A 22309-nucleotide genomic window follows, 5' to 3' on the forward strand; every position below is an offset into this window, starting at 1 on the left:
GCGGCCGCGCCCCCGGCCTCGCGCCCGCGCCGCCCGTACGGCCCAGCGGCCGGGCGCGGGCCCTGTCGTACCGCCGGAACGCGGCCGGGCGTGCATAGCGTGCCAGCGTGAAGACCGAGGACACCACAGAGGAAACCGAGAGCACCGAGCCCGACGCGCATACGGGCCCCCCGGACACGGCCGGAAGCCCCCCGCCCCCTCCGGAGGACGCCCGCGCCCACCGCCACGACCTCACCGCCGCCGCCCTCGCGGTCCTGCTCGTCGCCGCCGCCATCCTCATCGGCCGGTACGTCCAGAACCGGACCGGCACGCTCCAGGTCCAGTGGCCGCCGCTCCTGGCCTCCTGGGACCCGCACCTGGGCCCCGGCACACCCGCCGCGCTGACCCTGGCCGTGCTGGTGATCGCGTACGGCCCGCCGCTCGCCGCCCGGCTGCCGTGGCGCGGGCTGCTCGCGGCGGCCTGGGCCGGGTCGACGGCCTGGGTCCTCTCGATGGCACTGATCGACGGCTGGTACCGGGGCGTGGAGCGGCGCCTGACCACCAAGCACGAGTACCTGCGGGTCATCGACCGCTTCGACGACATCCCCGCCACCCTGCGCGACTTCACCAACCACATCGTCATCGGCGAGCCCGGCAACTGGCCCGCCCATGTCGCCGGCCACCCGCCGGGCGCCACGCTGACCTTCGTCTGGCTGGACCGGATCGGCCTCGGCGGCGGTGCGTGGGCCGCCGTCTGGTGTGTGGTCGTGGGCAGTTCGGCGGTGCTGGCCGCGCTGATCACCGTACGCGTCCTGGCCGACGAGCGGCTGGCCCGGCGGGCGGCGCCGTTCCTGGTCCTCGCGCCGGCGGCCGTCTGGGCGGGCGTCTCCGCCGACGGGTACTTCGCCGCCGTCGCCGCCTGGTCGGTGGCGCTGCTCGCGCTGGCGGCGACGCGCCGGGTCCGCTTCCCGGTGGCGGCGGCGGTGGGCGGGGGCCTGCTGTTCGGGTGGACCTGCTACCTGAGTTACGGGCTGGGGCTGATGGCGGCGGTCCTGCTCGCGGTCCTGCTGCTCACGCGGACGGCCCGCCCGGTGGTCCCGTTCCTGCTCGGCGCGCTGGTGGTCCCGGTGGCCTTCACGCTGGCCGGCTTCAACTGGTGGACGGCGTACCACCTGCTGGTCGAGCGGTACTACCAGGGCGCGGGGGGCGTACGCCCGTACGCGTACTGGGTCTGGGCCAACCTCGCCTGCGCCGTCCTCGCGACGGGCCTGGCGGCGGTCGCCGGAGTGCGCCGGAGCACGTCGTACGCCCTCGGGGCCGTACGGGAGCTCCGTACCGGCACGACGACCCCCGCCCAGCGGCTGGCGCTGCTCGTGGTCGCCGCGCTGGTGGCGCTGCTCGCCGCCGACCTCTCCGGGATGAGCAAGGCGGAGACCGAGCGCATCTGGCAGCCGTTCCTGCTCTGGCTGCTGCCCGCCGCCGCCCTGCTGCCCGCCCGGACCGCCCGGTACTGGCTGGTCGCGTCGGTGGTCCCGGCGCTCCTGATCAACCACCTGCTCTGGACGGGGTGGTGAGCGGACTGGTGAACGGGTCCGTTTGCGGGGGCCGGTCCGTTTGCGGGGGCGCGGCGGACCCGGTTACGTGGAACGGGTGAGTCCGGAACACCCCGCACCGCACCACGTGGAGGTACCTCCGATGGCGAAGAAGAACCGTTCCGCGCCCGCCAAGGGCCTGCGGGCCAGCAAGGCGGGGCTCGCGCTGAGCCTGGGCAGCAGCGCGCTCGCCGTCCTCAGGGCCTCGAAGCAGGTACGCCGGGCCAAGAGCTCGCACGACAAGCTGAACACCGCCGACGCGGTGGCCGGGATGCTGCCGCTGATCACCTCGGCCGCCCTGGTCCTGCGGCAGCTGCGCGGCCGGAAGCGGGAGAACGAGCCGGAGACGGCGTGAGCGCCGGGCATCACCCGTACGGGGCAACGAACGACCGCTGAAAGGGCCGGTGCCCACGTCGGGCACCGGCCCTCTCACGTCCGGCACCGGCCCTCTCACGTCGGGTCGGGCCTCCGCAGGACCGGCGGCCCTTCCCTGATCCGGGAGGCCAGCACCGCGATGTCGTCCTCCGCGTCCCCGCCGAACCGGTCCAGCACCTGGTCCAGCAGCACGTCGAGGCTGCCGCCGGCCGGCAGGGTCAGCGAGGCCAGCCGCGCCACGGACACGTCGATGTCCTCGTCCCGCCGCTCCACCAGGCCGTCCGTGTACATGAACAGCACCGTCCCCGGCCCGCACGGCACGGTGGTGGTCCGGTAGCCGCCGAAGCCGGTGCCGAGCGGAGGCCCGGACTCCACCGGAATGATGTGGGCCCGGGACGCACCCGGGTCGATGAAGACCGGCGGCAGATGGCCCGCGCTGGCCACCTCGCACACCCCGCCGAACCGGTCCACGACGGCGAGCAGACACGTCGCCGCCCGGTCCAGGCCCGACCGCTCCACCATCTCGTCCAGCCGCTCCAGGATCCGGTGCGGCGGCAGGTCCTCGGCCGCCAGCAGCCGCAGCAGCGAGCGATAGTGGCTCATCGCCACGGCCGCCTCCACGCCGTGGCCCATCACATCGCCCATGGCCTTGAGGTGGCGGCCGTCCTGGAGCGGTACGACGTCGAACCAGTCGCCCCCCACCAGGACGCCGCGCTCCGCCGGGAGGTAGCGGGTGGCGATCTCCACGTGCGGGTGCGGGCCGCGGGGTTCGGAGAGCAGGGAGCCCTGGAGTTCGAGGGCGATGCTGTGCTCGCGGTCGTAGCGGCGGGCGTGGTCGAGGTCGACGGCGGCCCGTCCTGCCAGCTCCCGGGCGACGACCACGTCCTGGTCGCTGAAGGCCGGCGAGCCCTCCGCCCGGACCAGGCTGAGCGTGCCGATCTGGCTGCCGCGGGCGATGAGCGGGACGACGAGCGCCTCACGCAGACCGAGCGCCTGGGAGGCGGTGATCCGCTCCGAGGTGAAGGCGGAGCGGCCGCGCCGGTGGTCCTCCCAGTCGTCGAGGACCGGCTCGTTCTCGGCCAGGCAGCGGGTCACGGCGGAGTCGGCCGCGAAGTCGACGTACTCCCCCGGGTGTCCGAACAGCTGCACCTGCTCGTCCAGCGGGCCGCGCCCCCGGAGCGCGGCCCGCCGCAGCCGCAGGACACCGGGCTCGGCACGGCGTACGGGATGTCCCACCTCGGGCGGGAAGACGTCGACGGCCGCCACGTCGGCGAAGGCGGGCACCACGAACTCCGCGAGCTCCCGGCAGGTGGTGTCCATGTCGAGCGTGGTGCCGATCCGGACGGCGGCCGTGGAGAGCAGGGCCACATGGCCGCGCGCCTCCTCCAGCTCGGCCCGCTGCCGGGTGACGTCGCTGATCTCGACGACGATCACCATCAGCCCGCACACGTCCCCGCCCGCCTCCAGCCGGTGGTAGGTGGCGCGCCAGAACCGGGGGTCGTCGGCGGCCGCGGCCCAGGTGCGTCCCCTGATCGTCTGTTCGCGCGGTTCGCCGTCGCGCAGGACGCCGCGCAGGACGGCGGCCTGGCCGCGGAGCTCGGGCAGCACCTCGGTGAAGGTGTGGCCGATGTGGGATCCGGCGGGCAGGCCGTTGAGCCGTTCGAGGGCGGGGTTGACGTAGGTGTAGCGGAGGTTCGCGTCGAGTACGGCCACTCCGGCGGGGTTGCCGTCGAGCAGCGCGGCCACGGTCGGGGGGTCGAAGGACGACGGCATGCCGTCGCCGCACGCTTCGGCCTGCAAGGGGGTCTCCTCCGCCGTCGATCGGCCTCCGGACCTCCATGGTGTGCGGCGCTCCCCGGCACCGCATCCGCAGCGCCCCCGGAGACGTACGGGCTCAGGAACCTCGATCCGCGGCGCCCCCGGAGACGTACGGGCTCAGGAACTCGGCAGGAGTCCGGCCGGTCCCCGCTCCGCGCGCAGCCGGTCGAGGTCGAGCGTGCCCTCGGTCGGCTCGGCGGTCGGCGGCAGGCTCAGAGCGGCGATGACGGGCCCCGGCAGACTGCCGGTACCCAGCAGTCCGGTGACCAGCGTGGTGGTGAGCCGGTGCCAGGCCGGAGCGCGGCGGATCATCGCGTGGTCGCCGCCGCGGACGGTGACCATGCAGGTACGGGCGCCGGCGCGGCGGGCCCGCGCGGTGAGCGACTGGGTGGCCTGGGGGCTGGTGATCCGGTCCCGGCTGCTGTGGACGAGGACGATGTCCCGCCCGGCGAGCTGGGTCACCGGGTCGCCCGGCGGGCACCAGGGGGCGAGGCCGACGACTCCGCGTACGAGCGGATGCCCGGCGGCGCGCAGGGCGGCGCGGGCGCCCATGGAGTGGCCGAGGAGGACCACCGGCACGTCTCCGGCCTCCTCGCCGAGGGCGTCGAGCGCGGACAGGGCGTCGCGGAGGGCGTCGGCACGGTGGCCGTTCCAGCCCCGGTGCTCGTACCGCACCTGCCGTACGAGCACCTCCGTACCGCCGTCGTCGGACCGGGGCGTGCGGGTGGCCCGGCGCAGAGCCCGGACGAAGGGGCGCATGCGGACGCCGGGGAGGTTGAGGGGGCCCCAGGGCGGCGGTTCGGTGCCGCTCTCGTGCCCCCCGTGCAGGACGAGAACCGCTGCCGTCGGCGGTCGTCGGTCCACGCGTACCTCCAGATCCGGGTGCGGAGCCGGTGAGCCCGCTGCTGACTACGTATTCGGAGCGGATGCCGGTCCGGATGGGCCGAACGTGTCAACGGCCGGAAAGTGCCGTTCACTGTACGGGCACGCCCTCACCCTTGTACGTACCACCTTGTACGTACCACGAACGCAGCAGAAGGAGTCGTCATGGCGGCAGGACCTCCCCTCGGCACCCCGGCACCGGACTTCACGCTCCCGGGCGGTGTCCTGTCCGGCCCGTCCGTGCCCGGGGACACCTTCGAGCGCGGCGACTACACGCTCTCCGCCGCTCGCGGCCGGGCCCTGGTACTGGCCTTCTACCCCGGCGACAACACGAGCGTCTGCACGAAGCAGCTCTGCTCGTACTCCTCGGGCATGGAGACCTTCGAAGGGCTCGACGCGGAGGTCTGGGGCATCAGTCCACAGGGTGTGGACAGCCACGAGTCGTTCGCCCGCACCTACGGGCTCCGCATGCCGCTGCTGGCCGACGAGGGCCGGGAGATCGCCAAGGCGTACGGGGTCGCCGCGCCCGGCATCGGCGTACGGCGGGCGGTCTTCCTCATCGGCCCGGACGGCGTCCTGCGCTGGAAGCACGTTGCTCTGCTGGGCGCCACCTTCCAGTCACTTTCCACCCTCGCCGATCAGTTGTCCGGCATCAAAACCGCGTAAAGATTGCCGGGTTCCGGCAGTGCCAGGAACCGGCCGTCCATGGGATCATCCAGCCAGATCGACGGAAATACCTCGGGGGAAGCAGAAAAGCAGGGGAGTGATCACGTGACCTTCTTTCTCGGTCTCGGCATTGCGGGAATCGTCCTGCTGGCCCTTTCCCTGATCTTCGGCGGCGTCCTCGAAGGGATGCTCGACGGCGTGCTCGACGGGCTCTTCGACGGACTGCTCTCGCTCCCGGTGATCGCCGGCTTCATCTCGATGCTCGGTTTCGGCGGCGCGATCGTGCTCGGCACAACGGGTGCCGGGCCGTTCGTGGCCACGGTCGCGGGCGTCGGGGCCGGTGTGGTCGCGGGCTGGCTGACCTGGAAGTTCAGCAAGGCCCTGATGGCGGACCAGACCTCCTCCACACCGCGCGGCGGCGACCTCGTCGGTACGTCCGGGATGGTCGTGACGGCCATCCCGGCCGACGGCTACGGCGAGGTGATGCTGCGGCTGGCGGGCCAGCCCGTCAAGTACGCGGCCAAGTCGCCGGAGCCGGTGGTGCGGGGCACCGAGATCTGGGTGGAGGCGGAGCTGTCGACGACGTCGGTGGCGGTCCGCCCGGTGGAGCGCTGACCACGCGCCACGGCCACCAACCCTTCCACCGGCTCACTCACCTCCGTACGCACGCACTCACCCACACACCGACCACCCGCCACCGACCACCCACACCCCACCAGCACCTGGCACCACAACAATCTGCCGTCCCCCATCCGGGAGGCAGGGGGGACACCTCTCATGAGTCCAGTAGCTCTCGCCGTCATCGGCATCGTCGTACTTCTCGTCCTGCTCGGCCTGGTCGTCATCACGCGGTACAAGGTCGCCGGGCCCAGCGAGGCCTTCATCATCACCGGCCGCCGCGGCAAGAAGTCGACCGATCCGGTCACCGGCCTCACCAGCATCGACAACAGCGGCCAGAAGGTCGTCGTCGGTGGCGGCGTCTTCGTCGTGCCGTTCGTCCAGCAGAAGTTCACGCTGGACCTCTCCAGCCGGCACATCCCGATCGCCGTCCGCGGCGCGGTCACGCTGCGCGGTGTGAAGTCGAACCTCGAAGGCGTCGCGATCGTCAAGGTCGGAGGCGGCGAGGACGCGATCCGCGCGGCCGCGCAGCGCTTCCTCCAGCAGCAGGACGGCATCGTCGGCTTCACGCAGGAAGTGCTCTCCGGCGCGCTCCGCGCGATCGTCGGCCGCATGTCGGTCGAGGACATCATCCGCGACCGGGCCGCGTTCGCCGGCCAGGTGGCGGAGGAGGCCGAGACCAGCCTCTCCGGCCAGGGCCTGATCCTGGACGCCTTCCAGATCCAGGACATCACCACCGAGGGCTCCTACCTGGAGGACCTCGGCCGTCCGGAGGCCGCCCGCGCCAAGCAGGAGGCGGACATCGCCGAGGCGATCGCCAAGCGCGCCTCGGAGCAGGCCCGGCTGAAGGCGGCCGAGGAGATCGCCATCGCCGAGCGGACGTACTACCTGAAGCAGGCCGAGATCAAGGCCGAGACGGAAGCGGCGGCCGCCAAGGCCAACGCCGCCGGTCCGCTCGCCGAGGCCGCCCGCCAGCAGGAAGTGCTCACCGAGCAGGAGAAGGTGGCCGAGCGCCAGGCGGCGCTGACCGACCGCGAGCTGGACACCAAGGTCCGTAAGCCCGCCGACGCCGCCCGCTACCAGGCCGAGCAGGAGGCGGAGGCCCGCCGCATCGCCCAGGTCAAGGAGGCCGAGGCGGACGCGGAGCGCTCGCGCCTGACCGGTCAGGGTGAGAAGCTCCACCGTTCGGCGCTGGCCGACGCGGTGCGCATCGAGGGTGAGGCCGAGGCCGCGTCGATCGCCGCGAAGGGTGCGGCGGAGGCGGAGGCCATGCAGAAGAAGGCCGACGCGTTCGCGCAGTACGGCGACGCGGCCGTCCTGCAGATGCTGGTCGAGGTGCTCCCGCAGGTCGTCGCGAAGGCCTCCGAGCCGCTGAGCGCGATCGACAAGATGACGGTGATCTCGACGGACGGCGCCAGCCAGCTGGCCCGTACGGTCACCGACAACGTCGCGCAGGGCGTGGAGCTGCTGAGCTCGACGACGGGCGTGGACGTGGCGCAGCTCCTGGAGAACCTGAAGAACCGCACGACGAGCACCGTTCCTCAGAACGGGAACACGTCCGGGAACAGGTCCTCGGGGAACAAGTCCGAAGACAAGATCGAGATCACGGACTGAAGCGCACCCACATCAGCGCTCCTTACTTGGGCCTGCGCCTGTGCCCGTGCCCGGCGAACGACAAACATCGCCGGGCACGGCCGCGTTCATGAAGGACGTTACGGAAATCGGCCAACTCTGCGAACCAGGGCCCGCACGGCCTACGTCCCGTCGGTAACCCCGGTCTCGGAGGCAGTGCCGGTACCGGCGGCGGCAGCGGCGAGCCTCCCCCGCCACCCGTCCGGATCCCGCCCGGCCTCCACGGCAGCCGCAGCGTCCTCGGCGAGATCGATCCCCAGATCGGCGGCCCGCCGCTCGGCCCACCGCGCCCAGGCGGCGGCCTGCTGACAGTCGGCGCACTCGGTGGCCCCGCCGTAGGACCGGAAGACATGCTCGTTCCCGGGCCCCTGACAGGTGACGAGCGGAGCGACGACGGGAGGCGGCTTCGGTGCAGGCTCGGGGACGGGGTCAGGCTCAGGTACGGGAGCGGACTCCGGTGCGGGCTCGGGCTCGGGGGCTTCGGGCATCTTCTGTACGAGCCGATGCCGCAGGAACCCGACAGCCGACCGCACCCGACCCGGCGGCAGCCCACTGCTCAGCACCTGCCGAAGCTCCGCACCGGACACCCCACGCCGCAACCACTCCACAGCCAGCGCCACCAGCGAACGCGCCTCGGCAACACCGAGCCGCAGATCCCGCCGACACTCTCGAAGAGACAACAACACCCGCTCCACCTGCGCCTCTTCACCCGAAAGGGCCGCCAACTCAACTTCATTGTCAGCCGCTTGGGTGGGTGGGTGGAAAGAGTTCTCCCCCAGTTCTTCGTCTACCGGTAGTTGATGACCGACGCTCCGAGCCCCCGGCGAACCGACGGCCGGAGACTGCGCACTCGGAGCCGTATCAACTCCCACACCGACCTCGCGCCAGAGTGCACGAGCATCGGCATCACTCAACGGCACGTTGGAGAAGAGCTGATGGGTAGCCCACAACCCCCGCGCGCCAGGCACCTTCCGCTCATGCACGAACCCGTTCACGACCAACTGCTCCTTGGCCGTCTGATACCGCCGCCCCTTGATGCCCACCTCGCGAGCATGCTCGGACAGAGCACGGTCGACTTGCCCATCGGGCAACCCCTGAACGTAAGCGATCAAGACCTTCGCGTCACTGTTCAGACGCGGATGACGCATGACGTCATGAGAGACCTTCGTGTAGCGCCGGACGGGCGCGATAGCATGCCAAAGCATCCCGGTGGACCTCTTGCTTCCACTAGTTGGGTGAAGGCCCTCGGCTAGGTGCTGTAACACCACCGGGGGCCGCCCCATGCGTACGCACAGAGCGTGATGACACGATCACCGTACAGCAGGCAGGGGCAGGCTGGCGCCCAAACCGCCCCGAGACAGCCTCAAGTCCCCCCACAGGGGCACAAGATCACCCCACCCAGGCCTGTCTGTTGAACGGTCAATTTGACGAAATCTCGACGCCGCCCAACACCCCGGCTGAGACGCTGCTCTCCATGACCACGCCACTGACCGCCCGCCAACGCCTCTCAGAGCTCCACCGCTATGCGGCCGTCAGCGGCGAGGACTTCACCGCCCAGAACCTCGCATCCACCCGAACCAACCAACTCCGCTTCGCCCGCTGCTCGTTCGCCGGAGCGGACCTCCGCTACGCAACCCTGGAAGGCTGCTGGTTCAAGTTCTGCGACTTCACCGGCGCAGACCTCCGAGGAGCCTCCCTACGCGGCGCGGTCCTGGCCGGCTGCAACCTCCGGGACGCCGACCTCCGCGACACGGACCTGACGGGCGCCAGACTGAGCAGCGTCAACACAGGCATCCCCCGCCTGGGCCCCACAGACATCACAGGAGCCCGCTTCGAGGGCACATCCCTACGCAACGTCCAGGCCGACGCGGTGGTCGGCTGGCCGCCGGGCCCGGTATGGAGCGAGTAGCCCGGACACGTGGCCATTGTTGAGAAGCCGCCCCCACTGCCCACCCGACTACAGGGAAAGTACCTCCCTCCTCACCGAAGGCCCCCTCTCCGCCCAGAGCGAGACCCTCGGCCCCTGGCTGACAACGCTGGCAGCCCAGTTCGACCTGGCCTGGCCAACTCCCCCACGTCAACGACACTGCTGGCTCCACAGAACCGGCGGTCGGCGTCACGGAGCAGATGGCCGAGGAACTGCTGCGCTGGAGGTCGTCCCTGCGGGTCACTCACCCCGCTGAGCGCAGACCTAGTCACTAGGAGACGACCCGACCATCGCTCCCGGTCGAACCCAGGGCACCTACAGCCCTCGAGCCTTGAGCCTGGGAATCACTAGCCTCACGCCTATCGAAGGTGGCACTGACCAGCCCCAACAGCCCCTAGCAGCCCCTGCATCCCCTTCTATAGGACGCAATGTCGACTGCGGCTTACCGTCCGACCTGGCAGGCATCTGACACGTCGACAGCCGCTGCAAGCTGCATATGTCCCCGACGTGACCCCCTCAGCGGGGCACCGAACCAGAGGGAGGGAGCGTCTTGCTTGGCGAAGCCCAACAGCCGATATGGATCTTGAAGCTGCGAGAATAAGGCATTTCACCTCATTGGTAACTCATCTGCCCGGCTCATGATCTCTCTGTGCCGATGGATGTATATGCGTACCTGACGCGGTGTAATCTTCCGACTGGCGCACTTGGTCGGTATCGGGCTGGATTCACCATCAGGGGGGATGGGTGAGGGAAGAGCTACATCCTCGCAACCACAAGGACAAAGCCGTCCGCGAGGCCCTGAAAAAGATCATGGCGTCAGGGGAGTGGATGCTGCACGCGGGTGGGCACTGGGGCCTCCTGACATGCTCGGTTGGGTGTCACCGCATCTCCGTCGATGGCACGCCTCGGGTGGCTGAGCGACATGCTCGCGACCTCGCGCGTGAGGCCAGGACATGCCCTCTGCCGGACGGTGATCCCCGCAGCGTGAAGCGCCCGTCAGAGTGACAAGCGCTTGACGCGGCACCCATTGGGTACCGTACTGTTGACGAGTGTCAACAGGTTACATCGCGGAGCTGGCTGGGGGATCGACGATGAAGACCTATGTCCTGAAGTTTGAAGCACCACTGCCGAGCGACATGACGTCCATAGAGTCTACCTTTTACGACCACTTTGACGGCTTGCTGGCAGAGTCCTTCGGGCGGCTCCTTCTGACTGTTTACATGGAAGGCCATCTAAATGGCGCCATGGCTGCGAAGTGCGCCGCCTTTGAGATCGAAAAGCATCTAAACGTGATGGTAACTCGCGTTGACCGCGATTTGGTCGATGCAGCGGAGATTGCCCGCCGAATAGATCGCAGTCGCGAAAGCATTCGCCAGCTAGTTCAGGGTGAGCGCCGAAAGGGCCAGTCGTTCCCCACGCCTATCGGTTCTCCCAATGGCAAAAAGATCTGGGAATGGGCTGCCGTCAATGAGTGGCTTCGCCACAACGTTCCCGAGGTCGCGGATCCGGAGTTTGGCCTATCGCGCGAAGAAATGGCGATCGTCGATAACTGGCTGCTACGTTGGGCGAATCTATCGCGCGAGCAGCACGTCGGCCTCGAATTCTATGAGATCACCGCTCCCGCTGGCCTACAGTCAGAACTTCACACTCGTTCAGGTCGAGTGACGGAAGCATGGGTCAACTCTTGGAATCGGGGCTCCCAAGTTGTGAGAAGCGGGCCGCTATCTACTACGCAAAGCCATTAGGGGTGTGTCGGTGGCCTTCACAATCAGGAAGTCTGCTGAGCTAAACCTGCAGGCTGGCCCCGTCATCGCCCATGCTCAACTGATTGATGTGCGAGCCTTCCTCCTGCACGCCGAAGTCCTGGACATCGAGGCATCGGGCGAGCTTCAGCAGATCAAATCGCTGGAGACTACGATGGGCATAGGCAGAGAAAAGGGTAACCTTACCTACCACTTTGAGCACGAGATTGTACTAAAAGGCGACCAGGGGAAAGATGCAGTTAAGCTGCAGGTTCACTTGGGTGCTCTTTTCGAATTCCCGGCCGACGGCGAGCCGGGCGGAGACGTGACAGAGGACAACCTTGTCGCGTTTGGTCAAACCTCAGCACAACTCGCAGTCCATCCGTATCTGCGAGTCGCTGTATCTGATCTCACTGCTCGTCTGGGATGCCCTCCTGTGACCCTTGCACTGTTGAAGCGCTAGCTCTCTCGGGGTGTCAGGGACTCATCGGGTCACGAAGGTCGAGGTCGGTGGAGCGGGTTTGGCCAGTGTCCTGCCCGGTTTGAGGCCGAGCATGATCAGGGGGCCGTTCGCGCGACCGGCGTAGCCGGGGAGCGCGCGGCGAGCGGAGCGAGCCGCCTGGATGAAGTAGGGAAAGTTCTGCCGTGCTGGGAGCAGGTGCTTGCCGTCGTGGCTCCGGACGTGTGGGCCTGCCTCAGCGAGGGCGTCCAGCAGGCGGATCGCGTAGACCTCGGACATACGCTCGGCGATCTGTTCCGGGGTGAGCCACTCGACTGCGGTCGACTCGTCGGACGTACGCTCCGTGCCCCCGCAAGGCTTGCACCGGAAAACCATGGCGCCGACACCGCGGCTGGTGTTCTTGTAGACGCCCGTGACCTGGTCGACCTCGACGTGGATACCGGTCTCTTCCCAGAGCTCCCGGCACGCCCCCTGCTCCCGGGGCCAGCTCCGGCCTACCAGTCGGCGGCTCTCACGTCCTCCTGTCCTAAAGATCGCCAGGAGTCGGCCGTCCTCACCTACCGATTGATCTTGCGACGACCTAGGCCCAGGACACCTCCATCTGCGGCGACCACCACCGCCAGGTATGGGCTAACTCCTGTTCTGTGCCTGCGCAATGACTCGCTGGGCCTCAGTACCGAAGACTGCTGATTCACGCAGCAGATTCCACGTGCGCTGGTAGACCGCGATGCTGTCCGTGTCATCGATCCAGAGTTCGGCGTGCCAGTCCTCAGCGATGACCAGTCGGTCGTCGTAGATCCAGAATCCGTTCGCCGGGTGGATCTTCAACGGTGCGGCGAAGGGCACGATGCCCAGCTCCACGGTGTCCAGGCCGGTCAGGCTGGCGAGCCGATCGAGTTGAGCGGTCAGCACTGCTGGCGAACACACAAGGGCCCGCAGCGCCCCTTCCCACATGAGGATCCGGTGCCGCTTGCGGGAGTCGTACAGCGCTTCTTGGCGCCGCACTCTGGCCCGTACGGCCTCCTCAGTGTCCTTCGGGGAGCGCATCAGCTGGGCGTGCCGGGTGAATACCGCACGAGCGTAGTCCGGAGTCTGCACCATCCCCGGTATGAGGCTGTTCTCCCAGATGCACAAGGTGGCCGTCCGGGCGTGCTCCACGGTGATCGCGTCCTGCACCGGGCGGTGTCCTGCCGCGAGCTGTCGCCGCCAGGAGCGTACGTGCGACTCAAGCCCGCTGAGCCGCGAGTGCAGTTCAGGTGTGGCGTCCGGTTGGCCCGTGGCTTCCGCCCATGCCTGGAGATCGGCAGCGGTTGCGGTCTGCTGGCCGTTCTCCAGTTTGTAGATCTTGGAGTGGGGCCAGCCGAGTCGTTCGGCCAGTTGTGGACCGGTGAGCCGCCCTGCGGGACCCGCCGTGCGAAGCTCCCGGAGTCGCGCTCCGAGGGCGTCCCGCGCCTTTTGAAAGTCTGTGCTCACCGGTCACACGCTAACTGTTCAGCAGGGTCAGAGGTTCGCCGCGAAGGCGTCGTATCGGATTGCGAAGTGCCAGGCCGCATCCCGCGCTTGTGCGTACCGGTTCACTGCGGCCGGCTCGGTGATCAGCTCCACGTCGACAAGCCGGTCATCCGCATCGAAGTTGAGAAGGGCTACGAGTCGAGAGTCGAAGATCCAGAAGTCTTCGGAGGGAAGCCGCAGCCGCTCGGCATCAGTGCGCCACAGGTTTCGGATGTCCTCGCCGACAGCGCAGTTGCGACGCGCGTTGTCGAGGAGGTACAGCTGCCCAGGCGTCGGTGGGCTGTCGACGACCCTTACCCGCTCGAACCGCTTTCCCAGGGCGGTTTGCGCCCTGACGTTCCGGCACCAGTCGTCCTCGTAATCCCACTCGACGGGGTGCCCCGCCAGAAACTGAGCGTAGGTGTCGGTGGCCTCGTCGGACGCGAACCTGCGGCGCGTCTCCAGTCGCCAGGCAGTGTGCTCGAACGTAGCGAACAGCTTCCCGAATGCGTCCAGGTCGACGATGCGAGGGGTCCGCCTCTTGGGCGCGAAGTCCACCAGCAGATCACGCGGCACCACGATGGGCACCTCGCCCTCGTTCAGATGCTGGAGCTGGGCGATGTCTTCAGGATCGGTGAGCGGTGGGCCGTGAACGACCACCTCGCCACTGTCCAAGTCCTCGTGCACGGAGGGGCATCCGCCCCCGCCTGACCCTGTTCCGTTGAAGCGAAGGTTCCGAGCCATCGTCCCCACGTCCCTTTCCCCGAGCCGCATGCTGCTGTCGGTAAGCAGCATGACCGGAGACCCCCTCTCTCAGTGCAGATTCTCGACATCACAGGAGAACACTCAGGAACACTCCACCAATGTGCGAGAACATTCGAGAACATGACACCTAGTCTCTCCCGTCCGGTTTCTAGCGTGGCTGACCATGGACGATGCAAAGACGACGATGGCTCCACCGGTGTATGTGGTGGACCCTCCGCTACCGCCAGAGCCCTTCCGGGACTGCGACGTGTGCGACGCGCTGGCCAGGCAACGGACCGAGGCAACCGCGATCGGGGACTGGTCGAAGGTCACGGACACCAACGTGGAAATCGGACGCCATCACAACCTGAGCCACCACGGACGCGCATCGAGGGGAACGCTGTGAAGCCGGGCGGAACGATCGACATCGCCGGGAAGACCGTCTCCCGCCTCGGTCTCGGCACTCTGCGCTTGGCCGGGCCCGGCGGCTGGGGCGGTCCGGAGGATCGCGCTCAGGCCGTCGGTCTACTCCGGGAAGCCGTCCACCAGGCTCTGCACCCTTACCCAGACGAGTTGTTGATCGCCACGAAGGTCGGCCTGGTGCGGCCCGCGCCCGACGTCTGGACGCCCTTCGGCCACCCCGCCTACCTCCGCGCCTCCGTCGAAGGGAGCCTCCGCCGGCTGGGCGTCGAGCGGCTGGAGCTGTGCTACCTGCACCGCATCGACTGGGAGGTGCCCGTAGAAGACCAGATCGGCACGCTCGAAGCTCTCAGGGAGGAGGGGAAAGTCGGGCACATCGGGCTGTCGAAGATCACCGCCGAGGACTTCCACCGCTGGCACGGGGAGATCGGCCTCGCGGCCGTGCAGAACGTGCTCAACATCCACGACCGCCACGACCCGGTGCAGGAACTCTGCCGCGACCACGGTGTCCCATACGTTCCCTACCGACCGCTCGCCGCCGGAAGCGCCACCCACGAGGGGGACGTCTACACCCCGCTCTCCTGGCTGCTCGGCCTCGGACCGCACGTCGCTCCCATCCCCGGAACGGGCAACCCGAGCCACCTCGCGAACATCGTGCGTGCGGTCATGCTCGGCGGGTGGGAGTGAAGGTGGTTTGCGTAGAGAGGTCATCCATGTTCTCGGAGCCTGACGACCCGGTCACCGTCGACCGGATGCGGGCGGCCTTCGTCAAAGCGTGTGCTGCGCTTGAGGCCGCCTCCGGCGGCACGCGTGAAGCGTGGGGGTGGCGGGGGCGCACTCTCGGTGGTCCCGTCATCGGTCCGTACGGGCGCGGTTGGCTGCGGGTCGTCCACAGTCCGGTGGAGAAGGCGGGTGGCAAGCTGTGGACCGGGCCGGAGGAGGCCGAGTGGCTGGTGGGCCGGCAGGTGCCGCGTCCTCGTCTCGATCTCGTACGGGAGTGGGCGGAAGGCGAAGACGCCTACCGGGCGGAGCTCTACGAGTTGGTTGGCGACGGCGCTGTCTCGGCCGGCCCGGTGCTCAGCGAGGTGCCCCGGCTGACGGCGACCTGGTGGAGCGGTCTGCGTACGGCTCTCGGCCGTCTCTCCACCGTACGTACCGAGCGCACGGCCGTACGCCAGGCGTATCTGGACCGGGCTATGCCGAAGTACCTCGCCTTCCTCGGTGAACCGGTGCACACGGTGCCGCCCGCTTGGTCCACCGCGCACGGCGACCTGCACTGGGCGAACCTCACCGGGCCGGGCCTCAGCATCCTGGACTGGGAAGGGTGGGGCGTGGCGCCGGCCGGTTACGACGCCGCACTGCTGCACGCGTACAGCCTCGCGGTACCGGAGGTTTCGGAGCGCGTACGGACGGAGCTGTCCGCCGTCCTGTCGAGCGACGCCGGGCGCTTCGCGGAGCTGGTCGTCATCACCGAACTCCTGCAGAGTGCCGAGCGGGGGGACAATCTGGAACTCGTACCCGCGTTGCGGCAGCGGGCCGAGGAGGTAGGGCGCGGATGACGAGTGATGTGGCTCCATCCGTCGATCGCTGTGGTTCCTCCAGTCTCCACGTTCACCTGCAGGGGCGCCGGAAACGACGTCCACCACCGCACACCGCCGGAGGCAGCCAGTGATCACCGTGACCGTCCTCCATCCTGGAACTATGGGCGCGGCGATCACCGCCGCGCTCGTCGCCGGTGGCCATGAGGCGCTGACGGTGACGAGGGGCCGCAGTGAGAACACATTGCTTCGGGGGAGGGAAGCCGGTGCCACGGCGTACGACTCGCTCGCGGAGGCGCTGTCCCGAAGTGAGGTCGTTCTCTCGGTCTGCCCACCACAGGCGGCGGAGGACGTCGCGGCGGCGGTGGCCGCGCACGGCTTCGCGGGGGTGTACGCCGATGTCAACGCCATCAGCCCTCAACGCGTACGGCGCATCGCCGAGGAGATCCGGCCCGGCTCCGCAGTCGTCGACGGTGCCGTGTTCGGTCAGCCGCCAGGCAAGGGGCGTGCCACACGGCTCTATCTCGCAGGGGCCGACTCTGCCGTCGAGCTGGTGGCGTCGCTGTTCACGGACTCTGCGCTACACGTGTGCCGCGTCGGGGACACACCCGGTTCCGCTTCCGCTCTGAAGATGGCCTTCTCCAGCTACCAGAAGGCCGCCCGCACCCTCGCCGGCGTCGCTCACGCGCTCGCCGACGCCCATGGAGTCGGCGATCAGCTCACAGCCGAAGCCGAGGTCATGATCTCCGCGATCCTCTCCGATCCGGAGTACCTGCCGAGTGTCGCAGCCCGAGCCTGGCGCTGGGCACCCGAGATGGAAGAGATCGCCGACACTCTCCGCGCGGCTGACCTGCCGACGGACATGGCCGAGGCCACGGCTCGGGTGCTCGCTCACTGGGAGCAGGACAAGGACCAGGACGACCTCACGGTCCTTCATGTCCTCTCCCAGCTCCGGGCGAAAGGCGACAGTTGAAGCGTTCCCATGGAGGGCTCGCGGCATCTAAGACCTGTCCGGTAAACGATCTCTGACCGGTGCGGACGTGGATGGTGACCAGTCCGACCGCTCGCCGATGCCGTCGGACGCTCGCTTGCCGGTCTATGCTTCCCCGTTTTTGAGGGGAGGGACTGTCGTGATCCGCTCGATCGCGGGCTTGAGAAAGGTGAGTGTGAGCTCGGCTCGGCGGGCGGTCCATTGCTCCGTGGCTCGACTTTGGTCCCCGTAGCGGCGTTGCCTGATGTCGTCCACGACCTCCTGCGGAGCTCCCATTTCGGTGAGGACGTCGAGAGCCTCGGCCTTGGTGATCAGTCTGCCGTCCTGCAACGTCACCGTTGCTCTGGCCAGGGTCAGCAGGCCGAGGTCGACCCAGATGTCGCGGGTCCAGTACTCGGGGTGGTCGAGGGACGGTCGCCAGAAGGTTGCCAGGTCGCTGAGGATGAAGTCCGCGACTTGTGCGTCGGTTACCGGTGGCAGGAGGGCTGCCGGCGGTTGGCCGTACAACGTGAGCCCGAAGTCGTGCAGTTCACGCCTGGTGACCGGTGTAACTGCCCGGTGCATGAGTTCCTCGTGGGCCCAGGTGAGGTGCGAGCGTGCTGGATCATCCAGCTCCGTGATTGCGGGGTAGCTGCAATGCAGCTTCGACGCGAGGGGGCCGGCACTCCCCAGGCTCTCGTGCACTTCCGCGAGCTGTTGTTCCTCCAGTGGTGTGCATGGTCGGTCGATGACGGCGATCAGGTCGAGGTCGCTGCGGCCCGGCTGGTAGTCGCCTCCGGCGAGTGACCCGTGCGCCCACACCGAAACCAGAGGTAACACCGGCCGGACGAGGCTGACGAAGTGGTCGAGGAGCCGGCCCGTGGATTCATCCGTCATAGGGACAGCCTGTGTCGCATGGTAAGGAAAGGCCGTGATTTCAGAGGGTGTTGATCAGCATGGTCACCGAAGCCACGAGGACCACCGCCCCTACGGCACGGCTCATCATGTATCCGGCGTGCGTGGGTTCGGTCGCGTCGTAGTCCTTCACGAACGGCTTCTGCAGCGGACGGTTGATCTTCCAGAGCAACTGCGGTTTCACGACCTGGACGAGCGCCATCACGATGAAAAAGCACAGGATCGCTACCATCATTGCCGACCTCTCGATCATGCGGGCGACGCCGCAGGTGCTGAAAAGGACACACGCTTCTGGTGCCGGGCCCACCGGCTCGGTTCGTGCCGTTCCATGTGCCCTCGGCTCCACGGAAGAGTCCAGTCCGCTTGCGATGGAGCCCGAGATCGGATCCTCCGGCGAGGTGGGCGGGGTGCGGGTGCGGGTGCGGGTGCATGCGCTGGTGCGGAAGGCAGAGGGCCTTACCCGCCAGGTCGCCCAGGACGTGTGAAGGCGGTCGCGAGATGGAGTGCCATCTCATTGGCTCACCCGCCGCCGGAATGACCGGAGTTGGCATGGTCGGTACGGCGCGCACCAGCTCCGGTTCTTCACAGTTTCCGCGCCTTCTGGATCGCGTGACATGGCACCGTAGATCCACTGATAATTCGGACGGCTGAGCGTCCGGGTGTAGGGGGATCCTCATGCGCTTTCGTACGGTCGCGGCCTCGGCCGCACTCGCCTTACTCGCCGCGACCGGCGCGGCCGCCTGCTCGTCTCCGTCCGGCGCCGCGGAGACCTCCCGGCCCGCCACCACCCCGGCCTCGGTGAAGTCCGCTCCGGTGGAGGGCATGGCCGGTCGTGTCGAGACCGGTGAGCGGCAGGTGGGCGGGCCCACCGTGGACGGGCAGAGTGCGACCGGGGACTCGAAGTGTGCGGTGGCTGTCGGGGAGATTCCGGCCGAGTGCGCTCTCGACCTCTCGTTCTCCCGGAGCAGCGACGGGGAGCCGGCCGCCGGAGCGCCCGACGCTCGGTAGGTCGTCTCGAAACACACGCAGAGGAGGGGCAGGCACCGGACCGGTGCCTGCCCCTCCTCTGCGTTCCGGCCGGACGTAACTTTCCCCGCGCTCGGCGATCCCTTAGCCTCACATCCTGTTCACATTCGGCCATGGATGACTTCTCAGCAGGAGTCAGGTGCGGGGGTAGTGAAAAATGCGTGAAAACTGGCGCATAAAGCTGAGTGTTCTCGCGGGTGTGTCAGCACTCGCGTTCTCGGCTCTCACCGTGGTGCCTGCCGTGGCCGAGGAGTCGGCGGGAGGTCTCCAGGAGGTGGGGATACCCGCGGGCGTCAGGATCGTGGAAGGTTCCGCCCCGGCGGACGGGGTCGATATTCCCTCTCTGGAGCCCGAAGCCGAGGCCGAGCCCGGCAAGACCGGTGCCTTCTCAGTGGCCGCCAAGGCCGCCCCCGCCGCCAACACCTGCCTCGGGTCCACCGCCGCCTACGGCGTCAAGGGGTGCTTCCAGCACAACGGTGACATCGTCTGGTCCGGCGACACCCGGAAGGACGGTATGTCCTCCGCCGTCGGCGTCTACACCGACTACGGGCGAGCAGCCGAGGTCTGCGTCAACAAGCTCGGCGTGAACACGTGGGCCACCTGCGACAAGGACTACCGCGAGACCGGGAACGTACGCCTGCGGGTGCTGCGTTACGACGGTGACACCGGGAAGTTCTACCAGCCCGAGTCGTGGTCCGGCTGGATTCCGGTCGACGGAAAGTACTGATGCCGTCGCGGCAGGGCGAGCTGGCGGATCGGCTCGCGCGCGCCGCCGGTGACGGGGACGTTGCTGCGGTGGCGCGGTTGTTGAGCGACGGTACCGAGGTGGACGGTCTCGGTGGAGACGGGCGTTCCGCGCTGGACCTCGCGGTGCATGCGGGGCACGTGGACGCGGTCCGGGTGCTCCTTGAGGCCGGTGCGGACCCGCGGCAGAGGGCGGGCGCGTACGGCGAGGTGACGCCGCTGGGTCTGGCGGCGATGTACGGGTACGTCGCCGTGGCGGAGCTCCTGCTCGATGCCGGAGCCACCACCGGCGCGCAGGGCCGGCTGAACTCTCCGCCGCTGGTGCTGGCGGCGACCTCCACCGAGCACGGGCATCCGCAGATGGTGGATCTGCTCCTGCGGCGTGGAGCGGACATCGGCGAGGTGAAGAAGGGGCGGACCTCCCTGGAGTGGGCCGCCGCCTTCGGGAACGTACGCATGGTGCACCACTTCCTCGCCCGGGGCGCGACGCCGACCGTGAAGGCGGTGAGTGAGGCCCGCGCGGGCGCCGAGCGGTTCGCGAAGGCCGTGCAGGACGAGCAGCGGCGGCAGGAGAAGCAGGAGGCGTACGTGCTCGTCTTCGCCGCTCTGCGTGCTGCCGGGGTCGTGGGCTGAGCCCCGTTCCCCGTCCCCTGCCGGGAGCCTTGGAGAGTCGTCGAACGAACGTCCAGGCGCCCGTTTGCGTACGGTGGACGGTTTCCAGCCTGCCGATAAGGTATGGGCCGGATAAAGAGATCACCAGGTGCGCCGGGACACGACGCACGTCTCGGGAGGCAGTCATGGGAACCCGTCGCACGTCCTTGCCCGGTGTGGGTGCTCAGTACGACTTCACCACCGAGACCGGGCAGCACATCTCCGTCGTCGTCCACCACGACGGCCGGCGGTTCATCGGGTTCTACGAACAGGACGACCCTGATTCGTGCCGGTTGTCCGTGCCCCTGACGACCACCGAAGCGACCGCACTGGCCCACCTCATCGACCCCGCGCCCATCGACGCCGTACGGACCGAAGGCATCGACCTCGTCACCGAGCACATTCCGCTCGGGTCCCGATCCCCTTACGGCGGGCGGCTGTTGGGCGAGACGCGGGCGCGGACCCGGACCGGGGCGTCCATCGTGGCGGTGCTGCGTACGCACAGCGCACACCCCTCGCCGGAGCCGGACTTTCGACTCGCCATCGGAGACACGCTCGTCGCCGTCGGTACGCGTGAGGGCGTCGACGCGCTCTCCGAGATCATTGCGGAGGGCTGACCGTGCACGACACGACTGCACTGCTGGTGGAGCTGGGCGCCGTCATCCTCGGGCTCGGGCTCATCGGGCGGGTCGCCGGGCGGATAGGGCTCTCACCGATCCCGCTGTACCTGCTCGCGGGGCTCGCTTTCGGCCACGGCGGGCTCATCCCGCTGGACGCCAGCGAAGAGTTCACCATGGTCGGCGCCGAGATCGGCGTCATCCTGCTGCTGCTCCTCCTGGGGTTGGAGTACAGCGCCTCGGAGCTGGTGACCAGCCTCAAGACGCAGTATCCGTCCGGGGCCGTCGACTTCGTGCTCAATGCGACGCCCGGTGCAGTGGCTGCCCTGATTCTCGGCTGGGGGCCCGTCGGCGCCGTCGCGCTCGCCGGGGTCACCTGGATCTCGTCGTCCGGCGTGATCGCGAAGGTGATGACCGACCTCGGGCGGCTCGGCAACCGCGAGACCCCCGTCATCCTCGGCGTCCTCGTCATGGAGGACCTGGCGATGGCGGTCTACCTGCCGCTGCTCACCGCCCTGCTCGCCGGGGTCAGTCTGGCCGGTGGCAGCCTCGCCCTCGTCATCGCGCTCGGGACCGTCGGGTTCGTGCTATACCTCGCCCTGCGCCACGGCCGCCTCATCAGCCGCGCGGTCTCCTCCGACAACCCGGAGATGCTGCTCCTGGTCGTCCTCGGCCTCACCGTGCTCGTCGCCGGTGTCGCCCAGCAGCTCCAAGTCTCCGCCGCCGTCGGCGCGTTCCTCGTCGGCATCGCGCTCTCCGGTGAGGTCGCGGAAGGGGCTCGTAAGCTGCTCACGCCGCTGCGCGACCTGTTCGCCGCCGTGTTCTTCGTCTTCTTCGGGCTCTCCACCGACCCGGCCGACATCCCGCCGGTGCTGCTGCCCGCCGCCATCCTGGCCGTCGTCACGGTCCTCACCAAGATCGCCACCGGCTGGTACGCGGCCCGCCGCGCCGGCATCGGTCCGCGCGGGCGGTGGCGGGCGGGCGGCACGCTCGTGGCGCGCGGGGAGTTCTCCATCGTCATCGCCGGTCTCGCCGTGGCCACCGAGCCCCGCATCGGGCCGCTGGCCACCGCGTACGTCCTGATCCTCGTCATCGCCGGTCCGCTCACCGCCCGTTGGACCGAGCCCGCCGCCGCGAAGATCCAGGCTCTGCGGGGCGTGAAGTCCGGTGGCGCGGTGGCGGAAGCGCCGCCGAAGGCCGCTCCCGAGCGCCGGCTCGGCGACCACGACGAGCTCACTCCGGAGCCCGCCGGCGAGGCGCGCGGCGACTGACCGACCCGTACGAACCGCTCCGGCCGGTTCGGGCCGCCGTCACCACGGCTGCCTGGACCGGCCGTTGTGCTGTCCGGTGCGGTGTGCGGTGTCCTGTGCGCTGTGCGGTGCGCGGTGCGGTGCGCTGTCCGGTGTGCTGTGCGCTGTGCTGTGCTGTCCGGAAATCGTCCTCGCGCGTTGAGCCCACCCCGTGAACCCGGGGCGGGGGGCCGCCCTCCCTGCTAGCTTCTA

25 protein-coding genes and 1 pseudogene are annotated in these 22309 nt (G+C 68.8%); 18 read left to right on the forward strand and 8 right to left on the reverse strand.

Annotated elements, in window-relative coordinates; genetic code table 11:
• The first annotated feature begins 107 nt into the window (after nucleotides 1-107).
• Together ACQP09_RS16395 and ACQP09_RS16400 are read left to right on the forward strand one after the other, a co-directional pair.
• The gene (locus ACQP09_RS16395; RefSeq protein ID WP_433400156.1) at nucleotides 108-1553 is read left to right on the forward strand and encodes a hypothetical protein; all 1446 of its coding nucleotides are present in this window, start codon (nucleotides 108-110) and stop codon (nucleotides 1551-1553) included.
• A 121-nt stretch (nucleotides 1554-1674) separates the two neighbouring features.
• Nucleotides 1675-1926, forward strand: coding sequence for a hypothetical protein (locus ACQP09_RS16400; protein ID WP_433400159.1), 252 nt, complete (start codon nucleotides 1675-1677; stop codon nucleotides 1924-1926).
• A 95-nt stretch (nucleotides 1927-2021) separates the two neighbouring features.
• Here ACQP09_RS16400 and ACQP09_RS16405 read toward each other — a convergent pair whose 3' ends face one another.
• On the reverse strand, nucleotides 2022-3719 hold the full coding sequence (locus ACQP09_RS16405) for a SpoIIE family protein phosphatase (RefSeq protein ID WP_433406621.1): 1698 nt from the start codon (nucleotides 3717-3719) through the stop codon (nucleotides 2022-2024).
• Nucleotides 3720-3881: 162 nt separating this feature from the next.
• On the reverse strand, nucleotides 3882-4628 hold the full coding sequence (locus ACQP09_RS16410) for an alpha/beta fold hydrolase (protein ID WP_433400162.1): 747 nt from the start codon (nucleotides 4626-4628) through the stop codon (nucleotides 3882-3884).
• Nucleotides 4629-4811: 183 nt separating this feature from the next.
• On the opposite strand from ACQP09_RS16410, the gene ACQP09_RS16415 reads away from it, so the two are divergent.
• From ACQP09_RS16415 to ACQP09_RS16425, 3 genes are all read left to right on the forward strand, one after another.
• Nucleotides 4812-5312, forward strand: coding sequence for a peroxiredoxin (locus ACQP09_RS16415; RefSeq protein WP_018514004.1), 501 nt, complete (start codon nucleotides 4812-4814; stop codon nucleotides 5310-5312).
• A gap of 105 nt (nucleotides 5313-5417) precedes the next feature.
• Nucleotides 5418-5927 carry a hypothetical protein gene (locus ACQP09_RS16420; RefSeq protein ID WP_433400165.1) on the forward strand — a complete coding sequence of 170 codons (510 nt, stop codon included), beginning with the start codon at nucleotides 5418-5420 and terminating at the stop codon, nucleotides 5925-5927.
• 162 nt (nucleotides 5928-6089) lie between these two features.
• Nucleotides 6090-7544, forward strand: coding sequence for a flotillin family protein (locus tag ACQP09_RS16425; protein ID WP_433400167.1), 1455 nt, complete (start codon nucleotides 6090-6092; stop codon nucleotides 7542-7544).
• A 140-nt stretch (nucleotides 7545-7684) separates the two neighbouring features.
• Here the strand turns inward: ACQP09_RS16425 and ACQP09_RS16430 are convergent, their stop codons facing one another.
• On the reverse strand, nucleotides 7685-8767 hold the full coding sequence (locus ACQP09_RS16430; protein WP_433400170.1) for a hypothetical protein: 1083 nt from the start codon (nucleotides 8765-8767) through the stop codon (nucleotides 7685-7687).
• A 269-nt stretch (nucleotides 8768-9036) separates the two neighbouring features.
• Between ACQP09_RS16430 and ACQP09_RS16435 the strand changes: the two genes are divergently transcribed.
• The 3 genes from ACQP09_RS16435 to ACQP09_RS16445 all read left to right on the forward strand — a co-directional run bounded on the left by ACQP09_RS16435 (nucleotide 9037) and on the right by ACQP09_RS16445 (nucleotide 11694).
• Entirely contained in the window at nucleotides 9037-9471 is a 435-nt protein-coding gene (locus tag ACQP09_RS16435; protein ID WP_433400173.1) for a pentapeptide repeat-containing protein, read from the forward strand.
• A 1109-nt stretch (nucleotides 9472-10580) separates the two neighbouring features.
• The gene (locus ACQP09_RS16440) at nucleotides 10581-11234 is read left to right on the forward strand and encodes a hypothetical protein (protein WP_433400176.1); all 654 of its coding nucleotides are present in this window, start codon (nucleotides 10581-10583) and stop codon (nucleotides 11232-11234) included.
• Nucleotides 11235-11244: 10 nt separating this feature from the next.
• Nucleotides 11245-11694 carry a hypothetical protein gene (locus ACQP09_RS16445; RefSeq protein WP_433400178.1) on the forward strand — a complete coding sequence of 150 codons (450 nt, stop codon included), beginning with the start codon at nucleotides 11245-11247 and terminating at the stop codon, nucleotides 11692-11694.
• Between the two features lie 183 nt (nucleotides 11695-11877).
• Here ACQP09_RS16445 and ACQP09_RS16450 read toward each other — a convergent pair.
• The 3 genes and pseudogenes from ACQP09_RS16450 to ACQP09_RS16460 all read right to left on the reverse strand — a co-directional run.
• A pseudogene (locus tag ACQP09_RS16450) lies at nucleotides 11878-12192 on the reverse strand (NUDIX hydrolase); the annotation flags it as partial.
• A gap of 129 nt (nucleotides 12193-12321) precedes the next feature.
• Nucleotides 12322-13164: a helix-turn-helix domain-containing protein gene (locus ACQP09_RS16455; RefSeq protein WP_433400181.1), complete on the reverse strand. Its 843-nt coding sequence runs from the start codon at nucleotides 13162-13164 to the stop codon at nucleotides 12322-12324.
• 27 nt (nucleotides 13165-13191) lie between these two features.
• Nucleotides 13192-13926 carry a DUF6879 family protein gene (locus tag ACQP09_RS16460; RefSeq protein ID WP_433406623.1) on the reverse strand — a complete coding sequence of 245 codons (735 nt, stop codon included), beginning with the start codon at nucleotides 13924-13926 and terminating at the stop codon, nucleotides 13192-13194.
• Nucleotides 13927-14110: 184 nt separating this feature from the next.
• Here ACQP09_RS16460 and ACQP09_RS16465 point away from each other — a divergent pair, with 184 nt between their 5' ends.
• The 4 genes from ACQP09_RS16465 (at nucleotide 14111) to ACQP09_RS16480 (ending at nucleotide 16857) form a co-directional block, all read left to right on the forward strand.
• Nucleotides 14111-14332, forward strand: a complete 222-nt coding sequence (locus tag ACQP09_RS16465) for a hypothetical protein (RefSeq protein WP_433400184.1) — start codon at nucleotides 14111-14113, stop codon at nucleotides 14330-14332.
• Complete coding sequence (locus ACQP09_RS16470) at nucleotides 14329-15033, forward strand: aldo/keto reductase (RefSeq protein WP_433400187.1); 705 nt, start codon at nucleotides 14329-14331, stop codon at nucleotides 15031-15033. Before ACQP09_RS16465 ends, ACQP09_RS16470 begins: the two co-directional genes overlap by 4 nt.
• A gap of 26 nt (nucleotides 15034-15059) precedes the next feature.
• Nucleotides 15060-15905 carry a hypothetical protein gene (locus ACQP09_RS16475; protein WP_433400190.1) on the forward strand — a complete coding sequence of 282 codons (846 nt, stop codon included), beginning with the start codon at nucleotides 15060-15062 and terminating at the stop codon, nucleotides 15903-15905.
• Between the two features lie 109 nt (nucleotides 15906-16014).
• Complete coding sequence (locus ACQP09_RS16480; RefSeq protein WP_433400193.1) at nucleotides 16015-16857, forward strand: DUF1932 domain-containing protein; 843 nt, start codon at nucleotides 16015-16017, stop codon at nucleotides 16855-16857.
• A gap of 123 nt (nucleotides 16858-16980) precedes the next feature.
• Here the strand turns inward: ACQP09_RS16480 and ACQP09_RS16485 are convergent, their stop codons facing one another.
• Entirely contained in the window at nucleotides 16981-17751 is a 771-nt protein-coding gene (locus ACQP09_RS16485; protein WP_433400196.1) for a nucleotidyltransferase, read from the reverse strand.
• A 40-nt stretch (nucleotides 17752-17791) separates the two neighbouring features.
• Entirely contained in the window at nucleotides 17792-17971 is a 180-nt protein-coding gene (locus ACQP09_RS16490) for a DUF6199 family natural product biosynthesis protein (RefSeq protein ID WP_433406624.1), read from the reverse strand.
• 4 nt (nucleotides 17972-17975) lie between these two features.
• Here ACQP09_RS16490 and ACQP09_RS16495 point away from each other — a divergent pair, with 4 nt between their 5' ends.
• The 6 genes from ACQP09_RS16495 (at nucleotide 17976) to ACQP09_RS16520 (ending at nucleotide 22078) form a co-directional block, all read left to right on the forward strand.
• Nucleotides 17976-18254, forward strand: a complete 279-nt coding sequence (locus ACQP09_RS16495; protein WP_433400199.1) for a hypothetical protein — start codon at nucleotides 17976-17978, stop codon at nucleotides 18252-18254.
• Nucleotides 18255-18444: 190 nt separating this feature from the next.
• Nucleotides 18445-18777: a hypothetical protein gene (locus ACQP09_RS16500; RefSeq protein WP_433400202.1), complete on the forward strand. Its 333-nt coding sequence runs from the start codon at nucleotides 18445-18447 to the stop codon at nucleotides 18775-18777.
• A 175-nt stretch (nucleotides 18778-18952) separates the two neighbouring features.
• Nucleotides 18953-19522: a hypothetical protein gene (locus ACQP09_RS16505; protein ID WP_433400204.1), complete on the forward strand. Its 570-nt coding sequence runs from the start codon at nucleotides 18953-18955 to the stop codon at nucleotides 19520-19522.
• Nucleotides 19522-20172, forward strand: a complete 651-nt coding sequence (locus ACQP09_RS16510) for an ankyrin repeat domain-containing protein (protein ID WP_433400206.1) — start codon at nucleotides 19522-19524, stop codon at nucleotides 20170-20172. The genes ACQP09_RS16505 and ACQP09_RS16510 overlap by 1 nt, the downstream gene beginning before the upstream one ends.
• Before the next feature lie 164 nt (nucleotides 20173-20336).
• Nucleotides 20337-20807: a cation:proton antiporter regulatory subunit gene (locus tag ACQP09_RS16515; RefSeq protein WP_382067316.1), complete on the forward strand. Its 471-nt coding sequence runs from the start codon at nucleotides 20337-20339 to the stop codon at nucleotides 20805-20807.
• 2 nt (nucleotides 20808-20809) lie between these two features.
• Nucleotides 20810-22078: a cation:proton antiporter gene (locus ACQP09_RS16520; protein ID WP_433400209.1), complete on the forward strand. Its 1269-nt coding sequence runs from the start codon at nucleotides 20810-20812 to the stop codon at nucleotides 22076-22078.
• Nucleotides 22079-22309: the final 231 nt, after the last annotated feature.

Source organism: Streptomyces sp. CA-146814 (assembly GCF_050942385.1).
GTDB lineage: Bacteria > Actinomycetota > Actinomycetes > Streptomycetales > Streptomycetaceae > Streptomyces.